22 protein-coding genes and 1 tRNA gene are annotated in these 22778 nt (G+C 65.3%); 8 read left to right on the forward strand and 15 right to left on the reverse strand.

Annotated elements, in window-relative coordinates; translation table 11 throughout:
• Position 1: 1 nt before the first annotated feature.
• Positions 2–2383 carry a xanthine dehydrogenase family protein molybdopterin-binding subunit gene (locus ACRCUN_RS18065; RefSeq protein WP_462143000.1) on the reverse strand — a complete coding sequence of 794 codons (2382 nt, stop codon included), beginning with the start codon at positions 2381–2383 and terminating at the stop codon, positions 2–4.
• Between the two features lie 212 nt (positions 2384–2595).
• On the opposite strand from ACRCUN_RS18065, the gene ACRCUN_RS18070 reads away from it, so the two are divergent.
• On the forward strand, positions 2596–3429 hold the full coding sequence (locus ACRCUN_RS18070) for a DUF5995 family protein (RefSeq protein ID WP_462143001.1): 834 nt from the start codon (positions 2596–2598) through the stop codon (positions 3427–3429).
• Here the strand turns inward: ACRCUN_RS18070 and ACRCUN_RS18075 are convergent.
• Both ACRCUN_RS18075 and ACRCUN_RS18080 read right to left on the reverse strand, forming a co-directional pair.
• A complete protein-coding gene (locus tag ACRCUN_RS18075) occupies positions 3426–5129 on the reverse strand; it encodes a hydroxysqualene dehydroxylase (RefSeq protein ID WP_462143002.1) in 1704 nt (567 codons plus the stop codon). The genes ACRCUN_RS18070 and ACRCUN_RS18075 overlap by 4 nt on opposite strands.
• A complete protein-coding gene (locus ACRCUN_RS18080) occupies positions 5126–8311 on the reverse strand; it encodes an ATP-binding protein (protein ID WP_462143003.1) in 3186 nt (1061 codons plus the stop codon). The genes ACRCUN_RS18075 and ACRCUN_RS18080 overlap by 4 nt, the downstream gene beginning before the upstream one ends.
• 106 nt (positions 8312–8417) lie before the next feature.
• Between ACRCUN_RS18080 and ACRCUN_RS18085 the strand changes: the two genes are divergently transcribed.
• The 4 genes from ACRCUN_RS18085 to ACRCUN_RS18100 all read left to right on the forward strand — a co-directional run bounded on the left by ACRCUN_RS18085 (position 8418) and on the right by ACRCUN_RS18100 (position 11225).
• Positions 8418–9050 (forward strand): M15 family metallopeptidase, encoded by a 633-nt coding sequence (locus ACRCUN_RS18085; RefSeq protein ID WP_462143004.1) that lies wholly within the window; start codon positions 8418–8420, stop codon positions 9048–9050.
• Between the two features lie 63 nt (positions 9051–9113).
• Positions 9114–9815, forward strand: a complete 702-nt coding sequence (locus ACRCUN_RS18090) for a cutinase family protein (RefSeq protein WP_462143005.1) — start codon at positions 9114–9116, stop codon at positions 9813–9815.
• 88 nt (positions 9816–9903) lie between these two features.
• Complete coding sequence (locus ACRCUN_RS18095) at positions 9904–11040, forward strand: glycoside hydrolase 5 family protein (protein WP_462143006.1); 1137 nt, start codon at positions 9904–9906, stop codon at positions 11038–11040.
• A gap of 29 nt (positions 11041–11069) precedes the next feature.
• Positions 11070–11225 (forward strand): hypothetical protein, encoded by a 156-nt coding sequence (locus tag ACRCUN_RS18100; RefSeq protein WP_462143007.1) that lies wholly within the window; start codon positions 11070–11072, stop codon positions 11223–11225.
• Between the two features lie 64 nt (positions 11226–11289).
• On the opposite strand, the gene ACRCUN_RS18105 is transcribed toward ACRCUN_RS18100, so the two are convergent.
• Positions 11290–11364 (reverse strand) — tRNA-Thr (locus ACRCUN_RS18105).
• Between the two features lie 27 nt (positions 11365–11391).
• A complete protein-coding gene (locus ACRCUN_RS18110) occupies positions 11392–12207 on the reverse strand; it encodes a hypothetical protein (RefSeq protein WP_462143008.1) in 816 nt (271 codons plus the stop codon).
• A gap of 96 nt (positions 12208–12303) precedes the next feature.
• Between ACRCUN_RS18110 and ACRCUN_RS18115 the strand changes: the two genes are divergently transcribed.
• Both ACRCUN_RS18115 and ACRCUN_RS18120 read left to right on the forward strand, forming a co-directional pair.
• Positions 12304–13023: a response regulator transcription factor gene (locus tag ACRCUN_RS18115; RefSeq protein WP_067846670.1), complete on the forward strand. Its 720-nt coding sequence runs from the start codon at positions 12304–12306 to the stop codon at positions 13021–13023.
• Between the two features lie 30 nt (positions 13024–13053).
• Complete coding sequence (locus ACRCUN_RS18120) at positions 13054–14493, forward strand: sensor histidine kinase (RefSeq protein ID WP_462143009.1); 1440 nt, start codon at positions 13054–13056, stop codon at positions 14491–14493.
• On the opposite strand, the gene ACRCUN_RS18125 is transcribed toward ACRCUN_RS18120, so the two are convergent.
• On the reverse strand, positions 14453–14869 hold the full coding sequence (locus ACRCUN_RS18125; RefSeq protein ID WP_462143010.1) for an HIT family protein: 417 nt from the start codon (positions 14867–14869) through the stop codon (positions 14453–14455). The two genes, ACRCUN_RS18120 and ACRCUN_RS18125, sit on opposite strands and share 41 nt — an antisense overlap.
• Positions 14870–15011: 142 nt before the next feature.
• Between ACRCUN_RS18125 and ACRCUN_RS18130 the strand changes: the two genes are divergently transcribed.
• Complete coding sequence (locus tag ACRCUN_RS18130; RefSeq protein ID WP_462143011.1) at positions 15012–15317, forward strand: hypothetical protein; 306 nt, start codon at positions 15012–15014, stop codon at positions 15315–15317.
• Here ACRCUN_RS18130 and ACRCUN_RS18135 read toward each other — a convergent pair.
• From ACRCUN_RS18135 to ACRCUN_RS18175, 9 genes are all read right to left on the reverse strand, one after another.
• Entirely contained in the window at positions 15314–16159 is an 846-nt protein-coding gene (locus ACRCUN_RS18135; protein WP_462143012.1) for an SDR family NAD(P)-dependent oxidoreductase, read from the reverse strand. The two genes, ACRCUN_RS18130 and ACRCUN_RS18135, sit on opposite strands and share 4 nt — an antisense overlap.
• 8 nt (positions 16160–16167) lie before the next feature.
• The gene (locus ACRCUN_RS18140) at positions 16168–16593 is read right to left on the reverse strand and encodes a nuclear transport factor 2 family protein (RefSeq protein ID WP_462143013.1); all 426 of its coding nucleotides are present in this window, start codon (positions 16591–16593) and stop codon (positions 16168–16170) included.
• A gap of 6 nt (positions 16594–16599) precedes the next feature.
• Complete coding sequence (locus tag ACRCUN_RS18145; RefSeq protein ID WP_462143014.1) at positions 16600–17727, reverse strand: NDMA-dependent alcohol dehydrogenase; 1128 nt, start codon at positions 17725–17727, stop codon at positions 16600–16602.
• A 92-nt stretch (positions 17728–17819) separates the two neighbouring features.
• Positions 17820–18374 (reverse strand): Cif family virulence factor, encoded by a 555-nt coding sequence (locus ACRCUN_RS18150; protein WP_462143015.1) that lies wholly within the window; start codon positions 18372–18374, stop codon positions 17820–17822.
• A gap of 2 nt (positions 18375–18376) precedes the next feature.
• A complete protein-coding gene (locus tag ACRCUN_RS18155; protein WP_067846648.1) occupies positions 18377–18583 on the reverse strand; it encodes a ferredoxin Fdx in 207 nt (68 codons plus the stop codon).
• A 5-nt stretch (positions 18584–18588) separates the two neighbouring features.
• Positions 18589–19947 (reverse strand): lanosterol 14-alpha demethylase, encoded by a 1359-nt coding sequence (locus ACRCUN_RS18160; RefSeq protein ID WP_462143016.1) that lies wholly within the window; start codon positions 19945–19947, stop codon positions 18589–18591.
• Positions 19944–20771 carry an SDR family oxidoreductase gene (locus ACRCUN_RS18165; protein WP_462143017.1) on the reverse strand — a complete coding sequence of 276 codons (828 nt, stop codon included), beginning with the start codon at positions 20769–20771 and terminating at the stop codon, positions 19944–19946. Before ACRCUN_RS18165 ends, ACRCUN_RS18160 begins: the two co-directional genes overlap by 4 nt.
• Positions 20772–21974 (reverse strand): cytochrome P450, encoded by a 1203-nt coding sequence (locus ACRCUN_RS18170; protein WP_462143018.1) that lies wholly within the window; start codon positions 21972–21974, stop codon positions 20772–20774.
• 16 nt (positions 21975–21990) lie between these two features.
• Positions 21991–22596: a TetR family transcriptional regulator gene (locus ACRCUN_RS18175; protein WP_462143019.1), complete on the reverse strand. Its 606-nt coding sequence runs from the start codon at positions 22594–22596 to the stop codon at positions 21991–21993.
• Between the last annotated feature and the right edge of the window lie 182 nt (positions 22597–22778).

A 22778-nucleotide genomic window follows, 5' to 3' on the forward strand; every position in this document is an offset into this window, starting at 1 on the left:
GTTAGTGCTCCTTCTCTTCCGAACGTTCGAGCGCAGCGACGATGGCAGCTGGGCTGGCGGGCAATGTGGTCAAGGTGACCCCGAGCGGGGCCAGCGCGTCGTTGATGGCGTTGATGACCGCCGGTGTCGAACCGATGGCGCCGCCCTCGCCCGCGCCCTTGTAGCCGCCGACACCGGGTCCGGGAATCTCGACGTGTCCGTATTCGATGGTCGGCACATCGGTGGCCGTGGGCAGCAGGTAGTCGACAAACGTTGACGAGAGCGGGTTTCCGGCATCGTCGTAGGCCAACTGTTCCAGCAGCGCGCCGCCGATGCCCTGAACGGTGCCGCCGGCGATCTGGCCCTCGACGACGTTGGGGTTGATCATCGGGCCGACATCCTCGCTGACGATGTAGCGAGTGAGCGTGACGTGTCCGGTCTCGACGTCGACCTCACACGTGCACGCGTGGGTCGCGTTGGCCCAGTGGATCGGTGCGGTCGGCGGTGCGGTGTAGCGGGCGGTGGCCTCCAACGTCGCAGACACACCGGGCGGCAACTGCTGGGGTTCGTAGTAGGCGCGGAACGCGAGATCGGCGAATGTCACGCTCTTGTCGGGATCGTCACGGACCGTCGCCTTGGACCCGCCGAGTTCGATCTCCGATTCGTCGACGCCGAGCCGGCCCGCGGCCATCGCGACCAGCTGGTTGCGCAGGATCGTGCCGGCTTCGCTCACCGCGCCCGCAGTCATCGGCGCGCTGCGGCTGCCCTGTGTGCCTGCGCCGTAAGGGGTCACCGCGGTATCGCCCTGGATGGTCGCGACATCATCGATGTCGGCGCCCAGCGCATCGGCGGTGAGCTGAATGACCGTCGTTTCCAAGCTGTTCCCGGTCGAGCCGCCGTTGACGTAGACATTGATCTTGCCGGTGGGCTCCATGCGGATGGTGCAGCCCTCGGAGGCCAGGTGGCCGGTGGCCGCACCGGTGGGTTCGATATAGGCCGAGAACCCCAGGCCGATGTAGCGACCCTCGGCCAGTGCGGCCGCCTGCTCCTTGCGGAAGCCCTCGTGGTCGAGGATCTTGACCGCCTGTTCGAAGGTCTCCACCGGGGCTACGTGGTCATACGGCATGCCGTTGGGATTGAAATACGGCATCTCGTCGCGGCGCAACAGGTTACGGCGACGCAGGTCGACCGGATCCATGTTCATCTTGCGGGCCGCGATATCGAGAAGTATTTCCCTGGTGAGGGTTTCGTACTGCCACGGCCCGCGGTAGGCGTGCAGGCCCGCGGTGTTGGAGAACACCGTCTTGTAGTTGAAGCTCGCCTTCGGCACGCGGTAGGGGCCTGGGAAGAACATGCCGATCGCGGCGGTGGTCAGTACCGGGTAGGGCGTCGGGTAGGAACCGACGTCCTGGACGAAGTCGATGTCGGCCGCCAGGATGTTGCCCTCATCGTCGAATGCCATCCGTACGTCGCCGTCGACGTGGCGGGACTGCCCGGCCGCCATGAGGTTTTCCCGGCGGTCCTCGATCCACTTCAGCGCCGCGCCCGATCGCGCGTTCGACGTCGCGGCGGGTAGTTTTCGCGCGGCGAGCAGAACGCACATGTCTTCGCGCATCGGCACGACCTTCTGGCCGAAGCCGCCTCCGGTGTCGCGCATGATCACCCGCACGTGCTGAGCCGGGATACCCAGCAGCCGGGCCGCGAACGCGCGAAGTTCATGCGGAGTCTGGGTGGATGCCCAGATGGTGAGCTCGCCGGCGGCCGTTCCGGTCGCTGCCCATTCGACGACCATGCCGCGGGTCTCGATCGGCACGGGCACGTACATCTGTTGGTAGATGTGCTCTTTCACGACGTATGCCGCCGAACCGAAGGTCTCCTCGTCGGGCGGCATCCCGGCCATCCCGCCGGCATTGTTGTCGGGGTAGGCCTCGTGGACGGCAACGTCGGAGGTGAGGGCGTTCCGGAAGTCGGCGACCGCGGGCAGCGGTTCGTAATCGACCTCCACGAGGTCGACCGCGTCCTCGGCGATGTATCGGGTCTCGGCGATGACGAGGGCAACCGGGTCGCCGACGAACTTGACCTCGCCTTCGGCCAGCGGCGGCCGCGGCGTGTCCGGGATGTCCTTGCCCGCGACGGCGTGCCAGGCCTCTTTGACGTCCGGGTTGAGATCGGCGGCCGTGAACACCGCGCGCACGCCGGGCAGGGCGAGTGCCGCGGTCGCGTCGATGCCGTTGAGCTTGGCCCGTGCATACGGACTGCGGACAAAGCAGGCATGCAGCATGCCGGGCCGTGTGATGTCGTCGACGAATGTGCCGCGTCCGGTGAGCAGGCGGGTGTCCTCGACCCGCTCGACCCGCCGGCCCGCATAGCGGCTTGCGACGGTTGCCGGGGCAGCTGACGCCATAGGAGCGCTCCAATCCGTCGGTTACTTCTGCGCGTAAGTAATAGCGCCAGGCAACCGACGTCGTCCTCAAGAGTGCGGTTATCGTACAACGGAAAGATGCGTGCCAGAAGAAGAGAGTGCCATTTCCGCTCGAAACTAGGGTAGCGACCTACTCATCCCGCGGTGCTCGAACCGCGCGAACCTGTCTGCGTCGACTAAGGCAGGTGAACATCATGACTACAGACGTAGACGCCCTTGAACCTTTGGAGCGCGCGGTGACGATCGACGATGTCGTGCACCGCCTCGACCTGATCATCAAGTGGTCGATCGATGCGAAGAGCGCCATCGGGTACTTCGCCGTGTTGTACCGGCGGGGCACCGTCGCCATTCAAGAGGCCATCGCGCGCGGCGAGTTCAACGACCCCGAGTGGATCGAACAGTTGGATGTCGATTTCGCCAACCGGTACTTCCATGCGTTGAACGGGTACTTCCACCCAGCTGAATACTCCGCAGGATTGACGCTGCCTTGGGAAGTCGCCTTCGTCAAACAGCACAACACCAAGGTGTCGCTGATCCAGCAGATGATCGCGAGTTTGAACGCCCATATCTGCTACGACCTCGGTCTTGTCACAGCCAGCCTGTCGGGGACCCGGCTGAAGGCAGTCGAAGCTGATTTCGTCCGAGTCAATCGCTTGGTGGCAGCCCAGACCGAGAGGATGCTCGACGTCGTCGAACGACGCTCCCCGCGAGTTCGCTGGCTCCGTCGGGCGATTCCCCGCGAGGTCACGTTCATCGCGAAACTGCTGACGGAGTTCCGGAAGTCGGCGTGGCTTTTCGCCTATGGCCTCGCTCAGTATCCGGCTCTGGCCCGCGAGACTGAGGCGAACAAGGCGGCGTGGACGGCAGGGCTCGGTGCCTACTATCTCGACCCCTGGCCGCGGTGGACGCCGACCACGCTGCTCGTCAAGGCGATCGGCGTGCGTGAAAATCGTGATGTGGGCGGCAACATCCGAGCGCTCGCCGATATCAAGGACGACCCTGACCCAGTGTCCAGCGCCTTCGCCTAGGGTCGCCGGCCGAACAGGCGAGCCGCTGCGAGGAGCCCGCGGGCCGAAATGCTCGTGGGTTCCAACTCTCCGCCTGGTTTCACCTCGATCGGGGGCTTTGCCGGTTGGCGCAGCAGCCAGCGCACTCGGTCCAGCCTGCGCAGCGGTTTGAGCACCGATTGCTCACGGAGCGGCCAGACTTCACAGCGACGTGCCGACGAGTCGGTCGCGTCCAGGATGCCGTTGACCGCACGTCGAGCCGCCTCGTTCGCTGCTTCCATGGTCGCCAGATCGGTGTATGTGCGGACGAAGTCGGCGGCCAGGAAGAAGTTCGGTATCGCGGTGACGGCGTCCGGGCGATCCGCCCACGACCCGGCGATGTTGATCAGCAGTGGCTCGAGGTTGGTGGCCTTCGTGGGGTTCGGGAACGTGATCGCCGGATCGAGAAACGAGGTGATCACGTTGTCCTTGTCGAGGCTGCCGTCGTCGATATGTTCGACGAGCTGGTGCCACACCTCTTCGAGGATCTGGTCTTTCGAGCAGGCCGCGGCAACCATCCCATTGCCACCCGGTTTGTCCCATGCCGAGATATCCACGGAGAGAATGCCTTCGACACGGCCATCGCCACGCTGTGTCAAGTTGATGCCGTGCCAGAACTGGGCCTGCGAGATCGCGGTCAGCGACCATGCGGAGTCGATGAAGATTGCGTGGCCGTGGACCACCCGAACGTCGCGGTCGAGGTAGAACATCGCGCCGTTCATCCAGTCCGTCTTCAGGCGGGGCAATCCGGCTAAACGGGGTTCCGCGGATTGCAGGGCCGGCGAAAGCAGCAGTTCCAGGCGCTCTTTGGGCAGCGCCGAGATGTAGTAATCGGCAACCACGTGTTCGGGCCCGCCATTGGCGGTGACGGTGACTCCAGTGATGCGTGTTCCGTCGCAGTCGATTCCGGCTACCGGACATTCACTGCGGAATACGACGCCATTGCCCGCCAGATGGGCTGTCCACGGATCGATCCACACCTCACTGGTCGGGCCGTCGAGCACGCGATCCAGCCGCCCATCCGCACGCGCCAGATCAAAGAGCAACTGGCACAGGATGACGCCGCCGGTGCGGGCCGACATCTCCGTTGCCTTCGCCGCCACCAGTGTCCGGGTCATGCCTTCGGCGAGGAACTTCTGGAAGGCCTCGGAGCGCTGTGCCGCACCGATGAACTCCCACCAGCTCATCTGTTCCCACTGACCGAACCGGCGCTCGTCGCACGAGGTCATCATGGTGAGCAGGCGCTGAACGAACCACACCAGTTCCGGCGGGCTGACGCCGAGTTTGAAGCCGACTTCCCAGAAGACCTTCACGATGGCTCGCAGGTCATCGAGTGAGGTTGGCGGCTGGGTTGACGTGACGATTTCGTTGGCCCCGCCATCCTGAGCCAGCAGCATCTCCGTCGCCACGGCGAGATGTTTGTCAACGGTCTTGTTGCCGTGCGGGATCCGGGCCATGGTGTCGGGGATGTGACGGTAGAAGCCGGGAAAGAAGCGGAATCCGTGCTCGGCGGGCAGCGGCTTCCGATTGCCGACCGCGGAGCCGGGCACCGGCATCGAGCGGGCCTTGCCGCCGAATTCGCGCCGCGACTCGTACACGGTGACGTCGAATCCGCGGTCACACAGCTCGTGTGCAGCGGTCAGCCCTCCGACACCGCCGCCGAGCACTGCCACCGTGGTCATGACAGTATCCGCTCGGCCCGGGCACGTTCGGGCCATCTCGTGTCCCCGCCGAAGCGGTGCGCAACATCGGCCAGCGCATTGCGGTCACCGTCCCCCAACAGGTCGAAAGAGTCCAACAGGCAACGTAGTTCGAAGAGCACGGCGCGTTGGTGACGGGCGCATTCCAGTGCTTCGGCAAGTGCCGCCCGACGTTGTGGCCGCCCGATGAACGTGTGGGCCCGTAACCGCATGAGTTCGGCGTTGTGAAAGCGCATCCCCGTCTCTTCCGCTAGGTGTAGTGACATATCCAGTCGTTCGCGAGCCTGTGCGGGCCGGCCTGCTGCGATGAGCAGCCGGCCGATGATCGAATCGTGAAAGGTGAGATAGACGTTGAGGTGCATGAGGCGCGATCCGTCGACGCGAACCGCGATGTTGTCGGCCGCCGCGGTCAGCGTGGCCGGATCAGCACCGGATCGCAGTGCGGCCATGGCCTTCACCGTGGCGTGCTCGGTGGCGCTGACGATGCGCCACAGATCCAGCCCGGAATCCTCGGTGCAGCGTCGCATTCCGGCGGCCAACGCGGCCGCTTCTTCGATCTGCCCGGATTCCAGACAGACCCAGATTTCCTTGAAGTACGTGTGCGCCCGATTGAACGCGTTCAAGGGGAATCCCAGGCACTCGCAACGGCGAACCGACTCGGCGAGCTCGGCATTGGCGCCGTCCAGGTCACCACAGACCAAATGACTGAGCGCCAGATAGGTGTGGGCACCCGAGATCGGATCGGTGTTTCCCCGCCAGGTGGTGTCGAGCTCCTGCGGATCTGCTGCCGAGGCCTCGGCCAGCGCTCTCATCAGATGCTCGCGCGCAGTCGTGAAGCCGCCTTCGAGCCAGGTGATCGAACCCAACGAGGAGGCGATCGCGGGGTAGAGCCACAGCTGTTCGGGGGCGATGCGGCCGGATAGGGAGTCCAAAAGCTCATGGCTCCTGCGTAACTCGGCCCGAGGCACGTAGTAGCTCAGCATCGCGGTCAGCGTGGCGAACAGTTCGGCCTGGTGTGACCCGCTGGTGGCCAGGTCCAGACAACGTTGATAGTCGGCCGGGCAGTCACCGCTCATGCTGCCGTGGGCGGCTCCTACCAGAAATCCGCGTTCCAGCCGGATCGCGATCTCCACCGTGTCGCGCCTCGGTCCGGGGACACAACGGTCGAGCTGGTCGAGGGCATTCGTCAGGTAGGTGCACGCCTCGCCTGCCGCCCCGAGGCGCCGGGCCTCTACCGACGCCTTCTGGTAGGCCGTGACGGCATCGTCGTATTTGTGTGCCCATTCGAAATGGCGTGCCACCAAGCGCCAATCGGGTTCGACCCCGGGCGTTGCTGCCACCAGCTCCCTGGCCACGCGCTCGTGCAGCGTCCGCCGCACACTGGGCGGGGCAAGTTCCGTGGCCACTTCACGCAGCAGCTCGTGGCGGAATCGCCACCGCTCCGGGCCGTCGCGCTCGAACACCCGGGCATCCATGAGTTCGGCGACCACCGTATCGGCGTCGACATCGGCACCGGCCACCGAACGCAGCAGAGCCAGATCACCGCTTCGGCCAATGACAGCCGCGGCCTCCACAACGGGTACGACGTCGGATCGGGTGTGCAGACGGGCGAACAACGGTTCGTAGAGCGCCTCCGGCACCTGCTGCTCATGTCCGGCGGTTGTCAGTCCGGCAAGGACGTGTTCGATGTAGAACGGAATCCCGTCACTGCGTCGGCAGACGGCCACTTTCTGCGCTGCCGACACGTTCGGCTCGATAGCGTCGATCAACTCGATGCAGTCCTCGACGGACAGGGCTGACAGATCGAAAATCTCCACCGGCCAGTCGACTTGAAGCCACTTGCCTTCCCGCCCGGTCAGCACCACGAGCAGGTCACCGTGTGCGCTGGTGAGCAGGGATTCGATCAGGGCCATGGTCGACTCGTCGAACCACTGCAGATCCTCGCCGATGATGACCCCCGGTTTGTCCCGTAGGCATGCCAACAGGTACCGGTGGGTTGCCGCGCGGATCGACTCGTAGAGAGTACGGCCCTCCGCGGCGGCGGGCTGATAACCGTGCTCAGGGCCCAGGCCGAGCACCGGTGCGAGCAATGGGATGAACGTCGAATCCATTGCGCAGGAGCTCAGTTCGGACTCGAGTAGCCGCAGCCGATCCGGAGCAGCGGTCAGTCGGCTTATACCGCAACGGCGTTCGAGCAGGCGGCGGACCGGATGGAGCCCGGATTCCATGTGAAGCGGCGAACCCCGGATCTCGATGGCCGTGCAACCGCTTTGGTGGGCGAGTTCGGCCGCGGCACGCGCCATGCGGGTCTTGCCGATGCCGGCTTCGCCGCGAAACGCGACACCCGGGCATTCCGAGGTCCGATTCAATACGTCGTGCCAGGTGCGTTGCAGCCAGGCGAGTTCTCGCCGGCGGCCGACCAACGGGACCGGCGTGGCCATGGCCGCTTGTGGCTGCTCTGACAGCACGAGATGGTGACTCACCAGGCCGTCAACGCCTTTGACTGCAGCGGCAGGCCGAATCCCGAGCTCGAACGTATCGCCGACCAACGCCGCGACCACGTCCGATACCGCGACCGTTCCCGGTGCGGCGAGTGAGGAGATCCGTGCGGTGAAGTTGGCGGCGAAACCGTAGACGTCGTCCTGCGAAGTATCGAGATAGACCACGCCGCGGTGGACGCCGACACGCACGTCGATCGTGACACCGAACCGGCGCTTGGCTAGCGCGCTGAGGCGTGCCACCGCATGGACCATGTCCAGACCCGCCGCTACGGCGCGGCGGGTGTCGTCCTCGTGCGCCTTCGGGTGGCCGAACACCGCGAGCAGTCCGTCACCTTTGGTCGAACTGATATGTCCCTCATACTGATTGACGAGTCGCTTCACCTCGTGGTGGTAGCGGCCGACCAACGTGTGGTAGGTCTCGGGTTCGACGCGGGTGGACAGTGCGGTCGAGTCAACGAGATCGATGAACATCAATGTCAGTCGCCGGATTTCGCCAGGATTCTCAGAGGCGGCCAGGAGATCCTCGGCATCGGTGTTGCCGTGATCGACGGCGAGTACTTGTTCGGCAAGAGAATTCGCAGCGGCGCGGTCACCCCTGTTGCACGCGCGCACGGCCCGGTCGAGCAGTTCGTCGATCGATGTCTGGTTCTCGTCGAGGCTCATGGGGATACTCCTGCGCAGAACGGGCACAGCCTAACTCTGTAAACGCGGCACGCCGGTGAAATTATCGTTAACGAAGAAATGGTGCTTGAACAGGCAAAAAAGATCGATGTGGTGCAATTTCTCTGTGCGATGGGCTCTTGGGCTGGTTGTGCTGTGCGGTGTGGTCTCGGGCTTCGTGATCCCGTCGGCCTCGGCGCAACCGGCGACCGCGGCCGGATTGGTCGATGTGCGCACCGTCGTGCCCGACGCCGTCGTCGACCTGCGGTACGCGACCAGCGACAACTTCGTCGGTGAGCGGCTCTACCCGGTCGGCGCACGGTGTCTCGTGCACGAGTCGTTGGCACCCGGGCTCGCCGTGGCGGCTGCGCGGCTGCGGCCCGACGTGCTGGTGTTCTGGGACTGCTACCGCCCTCATGAAGTGCAGGTTCGGATGTTCGAGGTCGTCGGCAATCCGAACTGGGTGGCCCGGCCGGGTGCCTATGCCCGCAGCCACGAGGCCGGACGGTCCGTGGACGTGACGATCGCCGGTGCCGACATGGGCGGAGGTTTCGACGACTTCTCACCGCGCAGCCTGGCGTACGCCACCGAAGGTGTGAGCCCGCCGGCACAGGCCAACCGCGCCCGGCTGCGGGAGGCCATGCAGGCCGGCGGGCTCGCGGTGTACTCGGGGGAGTGGTGGCATTTCGACGGCCCAGGCGCGGCCGATCCGCGGCCATTTTTGAATGTTCCGCTCAATTAGATTCGGTGTGTGTCAGCATGGTGAACGGCAATGGTCGGGGGATCCGATACGCCTGGAGCCGATATGCGATTGCTCAGAATCATCCAGGGTGCCGCGCTGACAGCGACGTGTGCACTGCCGATTGCTCCCGCTTACATCGCGGCGGCCGAACCGTGCCCCGACGTCGAGGTGATATTCGCGCGTGGCACCTATGAGCCGCCCGGCGTAGGCGGGACCGGCCAGGCCTTCGTCGACGCGCTGCGCGCGCAAGCGGCTGGCAAGTCGGTCAACGTGTACCCGGTGAATTACCAGGCGAGCGGGAACTTCGGGGACCGAATCGAATTCGCCAAAACCGTCGTCGATGGAATCCGGGATGCCGCAAACCACGTCGAGGCCACCGCGGCGAGCTGTCCCAACACCAGGGTCGTGCTCGGCGGCTACTCGCAGGGCGCAGTCGTCGCGGGCTTCGTAACCTCGGCGGCCATACCGGATTCCGTACCCACCGAGTACGAGCAGTACATCCCCGACCCGATGCCGCCCGAGGTGTCCGACCATGTCGCGGCCGTGGTCTTGATGGGTAAACCATCGGACCAGTTCATGCGCGATGTCGGTGCGCCCCCGGTCGTGATCGGGCCGCGCTACGCCGACAAGACGATCGAACTGTGCGCACCGGGTGACACGATCTGCGATGGGGCGCCCGTTGGCGGTCCCAGCTTCGCGCACACGATGTACGGCATGAACGGCATGACGGCCGAAGCCGCGTCCTACGTGGTGGGCCGCCTGTGACGAGCCGCGGATAACAATTTGAAACCTCAATGGTTGCAATGTGATACGTGAGCCCGGGTATTTTGCTGGGGCACACTATGTTCACTAAGTGCACCGTCGAACAGCCCTGAAAATACCGCTGGTACTCGCAGCATCCATGGCTCTTCCCCAGGCGCTGTCCACCCTTCCCCGCGCGAGCGCCGCACCAGGCCAGTGGCCGGTTGAGCGGGCCAACGCCTGGTACCAAGCGCAGGGCTGGCTCGTCGGCACGAACTTCATCACCTCCAACGCCATCAACCAGATCGAGATGTTTGCGCCGGGCACCTATGATGCCCGGCGCATCGACAGTGAGCTCGGGGCGTGCCGGCTGCTCGGCTTCAACACCGTGCGGGTGTTCCTGCACGATCTGCTGTGGGCGCAGGACCGCGGCGGCTTCCAGCGCCGGCTCGCGCAGTTCGTCTCGATCGCGGCGCGCCAGGGCATCAAGCCGTTGTTCGTCTTCTTCGACTCATGCTGGGATCCGAACCCGAACCTCGGTGCCCAGCGCGCGCCGACGCCCGGCGTGCACAACTCGGGCTGGGTGCAGAGCCCGGGCGCTCAGCGCATCGACGACCCCCGCTACCGTCCGATGCTCCGCGACTATGTGATCGGCGTGATGAGCCAGTTCCGCACCGACAATCGCGTCCTCGGATGGGATCTGTGGAACGAGCCGGACAATCCCGCCAAGCAGTACCGCAGTGTGGAACGCAAGGACAAGATCGACCTCGTCGGGGGTCTGCTTCCGCAGGTGTTCGGATGGGCGCGCTCGGTCGATCCGGTGCAGCCGTTGACGAGTGGCGTATGGCAGGGGAGCTGGGATCCCGGCAGCCGCAGCGAAATGGACAACTTCCAGCTCGACAACTCCGACGTCGTCTCCTTTCACTCCTACGGCGGGCCGAGCGACTTCGAAGCCCGCATCGCCGAACTCGCGCCCTACGGGCGGCCCATCCTGTGCACCGAGTACCTGGCGCGCAACGAGGGCAGCACGATCGAAGGGGTGCTGCCAATTGCCAAGCGGCACAACGTTGGTGCGTACAGCTGGGGACTGGTCGCGGGCAAGACCCAGACCTATTTCCCGTGGGATTCCTGGGACAAGCCCTACACCGAGGTGCCGAAGGTCTGGTTCAGCGATCTACTCCGGCCCGACGGCCGGCCGTACCGCGACGCTGAATATCAAACGCTGCGGAAACTGACCGCGCGGGTTTAGCCGCCGCGACAGCGGGCGATTCACGATCCATGGATCGAAGCGATGGTGGTCGGCCGGTACCGAAGGACGCGCGCGAGGCAACCGAACGGCAGCAGAAGCAACAGGACGAATTCGAACGCCAAGGCCGGGATCCCGAGGCTCCCGGTCAACACGAGAGCAGGGAACAGATCGCCGACGAGAATTGACTCTGCGGTGAGGGCGTTGGTTACTCGCACTTTTGCGCCCTGGACGCAGAGTCGATGGACGCGGTGGAGCCCCCTGTCAGGATTGAACTGACGACCTACGCTTTACAAGAGCGTTGCTCTACCACTGAGCTAAGGAGGCGGGTGGAACGCGCCCTAGCTTAACGGGTCACTCGTCGGCGTCGATAATTCGCTGTGATGTGACGGGCCGTGGCGCGGTTCGCTTGCCGTAACGGCGGGGCAGCGGGATCCGGTCGGCGATGTTGCTGAGCGGGTTGACGACCTGGCTCAGCGTCACTACGGCGTCGTGCAGCGCGTCGATGGTCGGTGCCAGCGCCTCGAGGCCGGGCGCCAGTCGGTTGAGGGTGTCGGCGACGTCGGCGAGTTTGAGCAGTGGCCCGTCGGGATCGGTCAGGGTGTCGAGCAGGCCGCCTTCGGCGAGCAGCCGGTCGGCGACGCCGTCTTCGCGCAGCACGCGCTCGATGAGGCCGTCGTTGGCCAGCAGCTGATCGGCCAGCCCGCCCGGCGCGATGACCCGTGACAATGCGCCGTCGTCGGTCGTCATGCGGTCGAGGAAGCCGCCTTCCATCGTCACCTGGTCGATCAGCCCGCCCGGTGCGACGGCCCGCGCGACAGCGCCGTTCTCTGCGGTCAGCCGGTCCAGCAGCCCGCCTTCGGCAGTGAGCTGGTCGACGATGCCGCCCGGTCGCAGCAACCGGTCGACCGGCCCGTTGGGCGCCAGCGCCCGGCCCAGTGGCGCGTCGTCGTCCATGAGTCGGGCGAGCCGGTTCGCGCGTTCGACGGCGTCGTCGAGGCCGAACATGTGCGCCACCGATGACCTGCCGTTCAGCGGGTTCGCGTCGGTGATGCCCCGTTGCACGGCGTTGAGCGTCTCGCCGGCGATACCGAGGCCGGCGTCGGCCACTGCGAGTCCTATGCGTACCGGGGCAGTGGCAAACTGGACCAGCGTCTTGCCGAGGTTCATGGGGCCAGTCTAGGTGAGAGCGATCACACTCAAACTCACAGGAAGTCCACAGCTGGCGTGCAGGATTACTCCAAGCGACAGCGTCAACATTGCGGAATGGCCATGCCTGCACTGCCTGAAAGCGTTCCGGAAGCCCGGATCCTCGTCGTGGACGACGAGGCCAACATCGTGGAGCTGTTGTCGGTAAGCCTCAAGTTCCAGGGCTTCGAGGTGCACACCGCTTCCAACGGTGCCGCGGCGCTCGACAAGGCCCGTGAGGTGCGCCCCGACGCGGTGATCCTCGACGTGATGATGCCGGGCATGGACGGCTTCGGTCTGCTGCGCCGCCTGCGGGCCGACGGCATCGATGCCCCCGCACTGTTCCTCACCGCGCGAGACAGCCTGCAGGACAAGATCGCCGGGCTCACGCTGGGCGGCGACGACTACGTGACCAAACCGTTCAGCCTCGAAGAAGTGGTGGCCCGTCTGCGGGTCATCTTGCGCCGCTCGGGCCGAGGCGTCGAAGAACCCCGCAACGCCCGGTTGTCCTTCGCCGACATCGAGCTCGACGAGGACACCCACGAGGTGTGGAAGGCAGGCGAGCCGGTCTCGCTGTCGCCGACCGAGTTCACGCTGCTGCGTTACTTCATCATCAATGCGGGCACCGTGCTGTCGAAGCCCAAGATCCTCGACCACGTGTGGCGCTACGACTTCGGCGGCGACGTCAACGTCGTCGAGTCCTACGTCTCCTACCTGCGCCGCAAGATCGACACCGGCGAGAAGCGCCTGCTGCACACGCTGCGTGGTGTCGGCTATGTTTTGCGCGAGCCGCGCTGACGCCCCGCTCGTCGGCGGCATACTTTTGAGGTGTTTGACCGGGTGAACCGTGGGCGGCGTGGGGTGCCGCTGCGCGTCGGGCTGGTGGCCGCCGCACTGGTGCTGGTGGCATGTGGCCTGCTCGCATCGGGCGTGGCGGTGACGTCGATCATGCGCCACACCGAGGTCAGCCGAATCGACCAGACGCTGCTCGACGCCTCCCGCAGCTGGGCGCAAGAGCCGCGCCGCATGCCGACGACGCCGTTGGAAGGCCCCAACCCGGCTCGCCCACCCTCGAACTTCTACGTCCGCGGCGTGGATGAGGACGGCCGCACCTGGATCGCGGTCAACGACCGGGAGGCCGAACCGGCGCTGCCCGACAACAACGATGTCGGCCCCGAGCCGGTGACCGTCGGGTCGATCGACAATTCGAATGTGCAGTGGCGGGCGATGACGGTCCGCGGTGCATCGGGCGGGCTCACCACCGTCGCGATCGATCTGTCCGAAGTGCAGTCGTCGGTGCGCGCGCTGGTCTGGTCCCAGGTCGGCATCGGTGCCGCGGTGCTGCTGGTGCTCGGCGTCGTCGGGTATGCGGTGGTGCACCGCAGCCTGCGTCCGCTCGTCGAGGTCGAACGCACGGCCGCGGCCATCGCCGCCGGTCAGCTCGATCGTCGTGTGCCCGAACGGGATCCGCGCACCGAGGTGGGCCGGCTGTCCTCGGCGCTCAACGGCATGCTCGCGCAGATCCAGCGGGCCGTGGCCTCCTCGGAAGCCTCCGCCGAGCAGGCACGTACCTCCGAGGAGCGCATGCGGCGGTTCATCACGGACGCAAGCCACGAACTGCGCACACCGCTCACCACAATCCGCGGTTTCGCCGAGCTCTACCGACAGGGCGCGGCCCGTGACATCGAGATGTTGATGGGCCGGATCGAAAGCGAATCCCGGCGGATGGGTCTGCTCGTCGAAGACTTGCTGTTGCTGGCGCGGCTCGATGCGCAGCGGCCGCTCGACCAGCACCGCGTCGACCTGCTGGCGCTCGCCACCGATGCCGTGCACGACGCCCAGTCGATCGCGCCGAAGCGCAAGGTGAAGATGGAAGTCTTCGACGGTCCGGGCACACCGGAGGTGCTCGGCGACGAGGCCCGGCTGCGTCAGGTGCTGGGCAACCTCGTCGCCAACGCGGTGCAGCACACACCGGAGAGCGCTGGCATCACCGTGCGGGTCGGCACCGACGGTGACAACGCCGTGCTCGAAGTGTGCGACGAGGGGCCGGGCATGAGCCAGGAGGATGCGCGACGCGTGTTCGAACGGTTCTACCGCGCCGACTCATCGCGCACCCGGGCCAGCGGCGGCACCGGCTTGGGGCTGTCGATCGTGGATTCGCTGGTCTACGCGCACGGCGGGACGGTGAAGGTCACCACCGCGCCGGGGCGGGGGTGCCGCTTCACGGTCAACCTGCCGCGGATTGCAGATCTGCCAGCGCGGCTTTGATCTTGGCCTGCGCCTCGTCGAGAGATTCGGCCGACGGATTGTTGTCGACGTTGGCGAACCCGAAGTCCGTGAGGTTGTAGGCGGGGAAGACGTGAACGTGCAGGTGCGGCACCTCGAGGCCGGCGATGATCACCCCGGCCCGCTGCGCACCGAACGCCGTGCACACCGCCTTGCCGATGAGCTGCGACACCTCCATGACCCGGCCGAAGACCGCAGGCTCGACGTCCTGCCAGTTGTCGATCTCCGCGCGCGGCACCACGAGGGTGTGTCCCTGTGTCATCGGCGCGATCGTCAGGAACGCCACGTTCTCGTCGTCCTCGTAGACGAATCGGCCGGGCAGTTCTCGATTGATGATCTTCGTGAAGACGGACGCCATGGCCATGAGCATAGTGAGCGGGCGCGGACGCGAGGAGCACACACGGGGTCGAAATGAGACGCCCATCTCGTTGCGTATGGAACGACCGCACGGTTGACTAGTACGGCTTACTAATTTTTTGCATGAAGGAGTTGAGCCGCTCGTGACCGACGCGGTGAAGTGGGAAGCCAATGGCGACGACCCAGCTGCCCCGGACGTACGTGACACTCGGTACGAGTGGATCGATCTCGATGTTCTTGCCGAGAACTGGTGGGAGGTGGTCGATGACCCGGTGCTCGCCGATCGCGGTCAGGACGGCTGGACCTACCACTCCTGCACACCGTCACCGCACGGCGACGATCGCGTTGTTCTGACGTACTACCGGGCGCTCAAACTGCCTGTCTCGCACGGCGTCAGGCCCAGCCGGCGCGGTCGTCGCTTCGAGCGCGGGGTGTGCGGCAGGCGCTAACCGCCACCGATCAGATCGTGCAGTTCGTCGATCGTCCACGGCGGTGACGTGTGGTGGTCGCGGTAGCCGATGAAACCCGGTGATGGTCGGGCGAATTCGCCGACGAAGCCGCCCGCGGCGATGAAGATCCGGCCGGTCACGTCGCGCGCCTTGTCGCTGACGAGGTATCCGTAGGTGGGCGCGACGTACTCGGGCGGGGCCGCGTCGAGCGCGCCCTGCATACTGACGTCGTCGAGGAGCCCGCGCCGGTTCAGATCGGCGATGTGCTGTTCGTAATCGGATCCGGTGGATAGGCGCGTCTTGGCGCCCGGGCACACCACGTTGGCGCGCACGCCGTGTTCGCTCAGTTCGGCGGCGATCGCGAGCGTCAGCCCGTTGACCGCCCCCTTGCCCGCCGGATAACCGGTGCCGCCGTAATCGCCGAGGAAGGCGAACGAGCTGGTGTTAACGATGGCTCCGCCGCCCTGGGCGACCATCTTCGGTGCGGCGGCGCGGCAGGTTTCGAACGCGGTGAGCAGGTGTGCGTGAAGCAGGTCTTTGAACTCGGCACTGCTCACGTTGAGGATCGACGACCCCACCGGCTCGGCGGTCCCAGCACAGTTGACGAGGATGTCGATGCGTCCGAACTCACCGACGCACCTGTCGATCAGCGCGTCGGCCACCTCCGCGTCGGCGGGTGAACCCGGATGTGCCACACCGGAAATCCGCTCCGCCGCGGCCTTGGTGGCCGCGTCGTCGCGGCCGTTGACCACCACGCCCGCGCCAAGGCCCGCGAGTAGTTCGGCGACCGCGAGGCCGATGCCGCGGGTGCCGCCCACGACGACGGCACCGCGGCCGGCCAAGGGACTACTCAGTTTTCTTCCTGTCCGAACTTCATGGCGTCCATGTTCCAGTACCCACGCAGATTCGTGATGAGCCCGGCGTCGTCGACCTTGTAGGTGAACACACCGCGCACGGTCGCGGTGAACCCGTTCGGAAACCTGGTGTGCAGCACCAGGATGTAGGCGATCTCGGCAGGCGAGCTCGACGGGAACGTCTCCTCGCACGTGACCGTCAGCTGGTTCGGGCCGATGTTGGTGTCGTAGAACGCCGACACCGCCTCTTTGCCGCGGACACCGGTGCCGTCCGGATTGGTGACGGCTTCACCGATCGGGTCTTCGATCACGACGTCGTCGGCCATCAACGCCAGCCAGCCGTCCTTATCTCCGGACTGCACGCAGCGCCACGAGGCCAGTGACGCCGCGCGCGCCGGTGAGATCTCCTGGGTTTCAGTCATGCCGGCTCAGCGATCCTCGTCCGTGAAACGGATGACGCCACGGATGTTGCGGCCTTCCAGCATGTCCTTGTAGCCGTCGTTGATCTGCTCCAGCTTGTACTGGCGGGTGACCATGTCGTCGAGGTTGAGCTTGCCCGCCTTGTACATCGACAGCAGCTGCGGAATGTCGAAGTGCGGGTTGCCGCCGCCGAAGATGGTGCCCTGCAGGTTCTTCTGCAACAGCGTCAGCATCGCGAGGTTGATGTTGGCGCTGGTGTCGAGCAGGCTGCCGATCGCCGTCACCACGCAGGTACCGCCCTTGCTGGTGAGGTTCAGGTAGTTGTCGACTTCGGAGCCGTGCAGCTCACCGACGGTGACGATGACCTTCTTGGCCATCAGACCCCAGGTGACCTCCGCGATGCCGGCCATCGCGGCGTTGATGTCGGGATAAACGTGCGTGGCACCGAATTTCAGGGCCTGGTCGCGCTTCCACTCGACCGGGTCGACGACGAAAATGTGCCGAGCGCCGGCATTCACCGCGCCCTGCAGCGCAGCCATGCCCACACCGCCGACGCCGATGACCGCGACGTCATCGCCGGGGCGGATGTCACCGGCGCGCACGGCCGAGCCGTAGCCCGTGGTGACACCGCAGCCGACGAGGCAGGCCACCTCGAACGGGATCGACTTGTCGATCTTCACGACCGAGCTCTTGTGCACCACCATGTACGGCGAGAAGGTGCCGAGCAGTGTCATCGGGAAGACCGGCTGACCCTTGGCGTGGATGCGGTTGGTGCCGTCCGAGACGGCCAGCCCGCCGAGCAAGCCAGCGCCGAGATCGCACAGATTACGCAGGCCGGCCTGACATGACGGACAGACGCCGCAGGACGGGATGAACGACAGCACCACATGGTCGCCGGGCTCGATGCCCTCGACGCCCGGGCCGACCTCGGTGACGATGCCGGCACCCTCGTGCCCGCCGAGTACCGGGAAGCCGGCCATCGGGATGCCGCCGGTGACCAAGTGGTGGTCGGAGTGGCACATGCCCGACGCTTCCATCTGGATCTTGACCTCGTCCTTGACGGGGTCGCCGATCTCGATCTCCTCGATGGACCACGGTTGATTGAACTCCCAGATGAGAGCGCCTTTTGTCTTCATCCATACGTGCCTTCCACTAGTGCCGGTGACCACAGACTAGAACCATTAGTTACGTGCGTCACACGCACCCCCAATCAACTGCTTGGCCGGGACTACCAGATCGGAACCGGTGCTTCGCCGAGCGGGTAGTAGCCGGGGAGCTTCTCGCCCGCGAGGCTGCGCTCGATGCGCTTCTGCATGCCTTCGGAGAGTTTTCCGCTCTCCATGAGCTTCAGATACAGCTTCTGCACGTGGCCGAAGTCGAAGAAGTCGCGCTGCCATTCGATCTTGGGTTCACCGTCGACCTCCGCCAGCCGGAACCAGCTGCCGCCGATGCCGTAGATCTCTTCCTGCGCGCCGTCGGCGTCGGTGGCCACCTGCTTCCAGAACCCGACGACCTCACCCTGCTTGTCGTCGATGATGACCTTCTGGTACGGGTAGGTCCAGTTGCCCAGGCCTTCCATCTCCAAACCCAGTGCGATGTCGCGAATCTCATTGATGCCGACACACATGACGTCTTCTTTCGGGCCGATGTTCCAGCCGTAGGTCGCGTCATCGGTGTAGAAGTCCGCCAACGGTTTCCAGTCACCGGCCTTCTCGGCATCGCGGTTGACCTGAAGCCAGCGCTCGACCCAGTCCTCTAATTGGGCACGCTCAAATGACGCCATTGTCAGTCCTTCTCTTTGATGGAAATTGCTTGGGTGGGACACATTTCAACGGCCCGCTCGACATCCTCGCGGATCTCGTCGGGTGGTTCGGGGTCGACGATCTCGACGACGCCGCGCTTGGGCACCTTGAACACATCCGGCGCCTCCAGTTCGCACATGGCGTGGCCCTGGCACAGATCTTCGTCGAGTTCTACGCGGTAGCAGCCCATAGGCGTCAGTCCTTCACGCGCCTGCGGTAACGGACCTTGGCCGGGCGGGCCAGCTGGACGACCATCTTGGAGTGGTCGTTTCGGTAGCTCTCGGGGGGCTGTGCCATCTCGAACTCATACTCGCGCAACAGAACCGAGAAGATCGCCTTGATCTGCATCTGCGCGAAGGCCGCACCGACGCAGCGGTGCCGCCCGGCCCCGAACGGAATCCAGGTCCAGCGGTTGACCAGGTCCTCTTGGCGCGGCTTCACATAGCGGTCGGGATCGAAGGCATCGGGATCGGGGAAGTCCTCAGGAATGCGGTTCGAGATCGCCGGCGAGGCCGCCACCATCTGCCCCTTGTGGATCGGGAAGCCCTCCACCTCGAACTCGTCCTGTGCGACCCGCATGAGAATGATCAGCGGCGGATGCAGCCGCAGGGTCTCCTTGAGTGCGTTGTCCAGGTGCGGAATTTGGCGCAGCGCATGGAAGCTCACCTCTTGACCATCGGCGTAGAGCTCGTCGAGCTCCTGCTGGACCTTGGCGTAGTACTCCGGATGACGCAGCAGCTCGATCATCGTCCACGACGAGGTGCCCGAGCTCGTGTGGTGCCCGGCGAACATCAGCGAGATGAACATGCCCGTCACCTCGTTGGCCGAGAAGCGCGGGTTGCCGTCTTCGTCCTTGATCGACACCAGCACGTCGAGCAGGTCGCGATCGCTCTTGTCCTTGGGCGGGTTGGCGATTCGCCCGTTCATGACCTCCTGCACCAACTCCACGAGGTTGGCCCGGGCCTCATCGCGGATGCGGAAGCTCTCGATGGGCAGGTAGGGGTCGACGTAGCAGAGCGGATCGGTGCCGCGCTCGAGCAGGTGGTAGTAGTTCGCGAACCGGGAGTCGAGCTGGTTGCGGAACTTCAACCCGATCAAGCAGGCCGTCGAAGTGTAGATGGTCAGCTCGGCGAAAAACTCCAGTAGATCAATTTCCCCGCTCTCACCCCATCCTTCGGTCATCCTGCGGACTTCGTTCTCGATGGTCGCCGCATGACCCTTCATCTGCTCGCCGCGCAGCGCGGTATTGTGCAGCATCTCGGCCCGGCGCTCCGGGTCGGCGTCGAACACCACGCCCTCGCCGAAGATCGGCGTCATGAACGGATATGCCTCGGCCTGGTTGAGCTCGCTGTCGGTGGACCGGAAGAAGAACTCGTTGGCTTCGGCTCCGGACAGCAGCACGACCTGCTTGTCGGCGAGCTGGAACCAGCCGGCGTCACCGCATTCCTCACGGATGCGCTTCATGAGCCCGATCGGATCGGTGCGGAACTCTTCCAGGTGGCCGTGCTCCTCTTCGCCACCCGAAACCCGTTGTACCTCTTTAGTTACGGTCATTGTCCGGGCATCCCTTCTTCACCCAAGGCCAGCTTCTGGCGGTCCTTGACCTCCGCCAGCGGAGCCTCGGGCTGAAGCTCCATGCTCGCGATGAACCCGCCGCGCGGAGTCTCGGCGACAAACGTGATCGCGCGGGCCAGGTCGGCCGCGCGCAGGAAGTAGTCGTGGCGCGCCTGGCCCCACTTCGCCCAGTCTTCGAGCGCAGGTCCGATGAGCTCGGCGGGCAGGCTCCAGCCCATCGAGGTCTTCGTCGGACCGGGATGCACGATCGAGGCGCGCACACCGGTGCCCTCGAGCTCCATCTGGTAGTTGGTGACCATTGCCACGAGAGCGGCCTTGGCGGCGCCGTAGGCGCCCATATGCGGCCGCTGGCGAAGCGCGACATCGGATCCCACGAAGATCAGGTCTCCGCGCCTGCGCTCGATCATGCCGGGCAGCACCGCCGTCGCGACCCGGTTGGCGCCGATCAGATGGATCTGCACCTGTGACTCGAACTGCTCGGTGCTGATCGAGTCGAGCTTGCCGAAATAGGTGTCGCCCGCTCCGGCGACGAGCACCTCGATGTCGCCGAGTTCGGAGGTGGTCTGCTCGACGGCGGCTTTCACCGAATCCGGGTCGGTGACATCGAGATGCACAGCAATGGCCTCGCCGCCGTCGGCGCGGATCTTGCCGACGATCTCCTCGAGCTTCTCCATCCGGCGAGCGCCGAGCGCGACGGGAAATCCGCTGGCGGCGAGCTTGATCGCGGTAGCCTCGCCGATGCCGGACGAGGCGCCGGCGACGAGCGCGGGACGGCGCTCGGGAAGCGGTTCAAAACGGGGCATTTAACGTTTCTCCACTGTGATCGGAAGGTGAGCGAACCCGCGGACACTGCTGGAATGGACTCGGACGGCATTGGCCTCGTCGACCTCATATCCGCGGATTCGCTTGAACAACTCGGTCAACGCCACCCTGGCCTCCATGCGCGCGAGGTGCGCGCCGAGGCAGAAATGGGCGCCGCTGCCGAAACTCACCAGCTTCGAACCGATGTCACGGCCGATCCGGTACTCGTCGGGATTCTCGAAGGCACGCTCGTCGCGGTTGGCCGAACCGGCCAGCAGCACCAGCACATCGCCCGCTGGAATCGTGGTGTCGTAGAACGTCAGGTCTTCGACGACCGCGCGGGCCAGGATCTGGCTGGACGTGTCGTAGCGCAGCGTCTCCTCGACCCACGGCGTGATGAGGTCGTGATCGTCGAACACCGGCGCGAGCTGATCGGCGTTCTTGTAGCCCCAATATGCCGCGTTGGCAAGAAGTTTGGTGGTGGTCTCGTTGCCGGCGACGACCATCAGGAACAGGAATGCCATGATCTCGTCGTCGGTGAGCTTGTCCCCGTCGATCTCGGCTTCCACGAGCGCCGATGTCAGGTCGTCGGTCAGGTTGCGGCGGCGCTGCTTGACCATGTCGGCGTAGTAGACCAGGAGCTCGCCGGACGCCGCGATGGCCGATGCAGGCACGTCGGCGACTCCGTCCTCGCGGTGCATGACGCCGTCGGCCAGCGCCCTGATGCGTACCCGGTCCTCTTCTGGCACACCCATGAGCTCGGAGATGACGTCCATGGGAAGCTTGCCCGCGAAGTCGTCCACATAGTCGAAGCTGTCGGATTCGAGCGCGGCATCGAGATGCTGTACGGCGATCTCGGTGACCCGGCCTTCGAGTTCGCGGATGCGCCGCGGCGTGAAACCCTTCGAGACGAGCGTGCGCAGCCGCAGGTGGGCGGGATCGTCGAGGGCCAAGAAGGACATCACGCGATGGGCTTCGTCGTTGCGCGACACCGGATCCAGCGAGACACCATGCTTGTTCGACAGTGCGGTGCTGTTGCGGAATCCCTGCACCACGTCCTTGTGCCGCGAGAGCGCCCAGAACTTGAGGTTCTCGTTGCGGTACAGGGGCGCCTCATCCCGCAGGCGCTTGTAGTAGGGGTATGGGTCCTCGTGGAAGTGGTAGTCGTACGGGTCGAGTATCAACTCGACCGTGGGTAGGGTCATCGGTTCTCTCCGAGGTTCATGGGGTTTTCTCATCTCCGAGAAGAAGGCCGACCACGTAGGTGAGGCGGTCGGCGATCTGGTGGTAGGTGAAGGCGCCGCTGCCGGCATTGACCAGCGCCCCGAAGAAGGTCATTTCCAGGGCCGACACGATGCGCGGATCTGCATCGGGTCCAACGGCTGAACGGATCCGTTTGTGGATCTCGGCTCCGATGCGGTCGCGGACTGTGCGTACCGCCGGATCGCTGCCGCCGCCCAGCAGAGCCGTGGTGCAGGCGGCGGCGACTTCGGGCTCGTCCGCGACGACCAACGTCAGCGCGCGGACCGCCTTGTCGACCCGGGTGATCATGGAGTCGTTGACGTCGGTGAAGTAGGGGACCTGGCGCACCAGATCGAGGTAGACCTCGGCGATCAGATGGTTCTTCGACGAGAAGTAGGTGTAGGCCGTGGCCGGCGCGACCTTGGCGCGGGCCGCGACGGCGCGCACCGTGAGATCGGCATACGACGATTCGCGCAGCATCTCGATCCCGGCGGTGAGGACCTTGCGGAAGGTCTCCTCCTGGCGTCGGTTGCGCGGCGTCTCGTTGACTGATCCTGTGACTGCGGCCACTGCATCGCTGGACACATGTCCAAGTTATCCGACGATGCGCTCGCCGGGCAAGTGCGGCGGTGGTAATGCCAGGCCAACACGCTGTTTTCACGCCTCGCCCGCGCAGCCGGCCCGGACACCCTTGCGGCTCGACATTGTCGGGGACTATCGTTCGAAACGAGACAGCCGGACAGTTGTCCAGAATTCGTGAAGTGGAG

Source organism: Mycobacterium venezuelense (assembly GCF_054919535.1).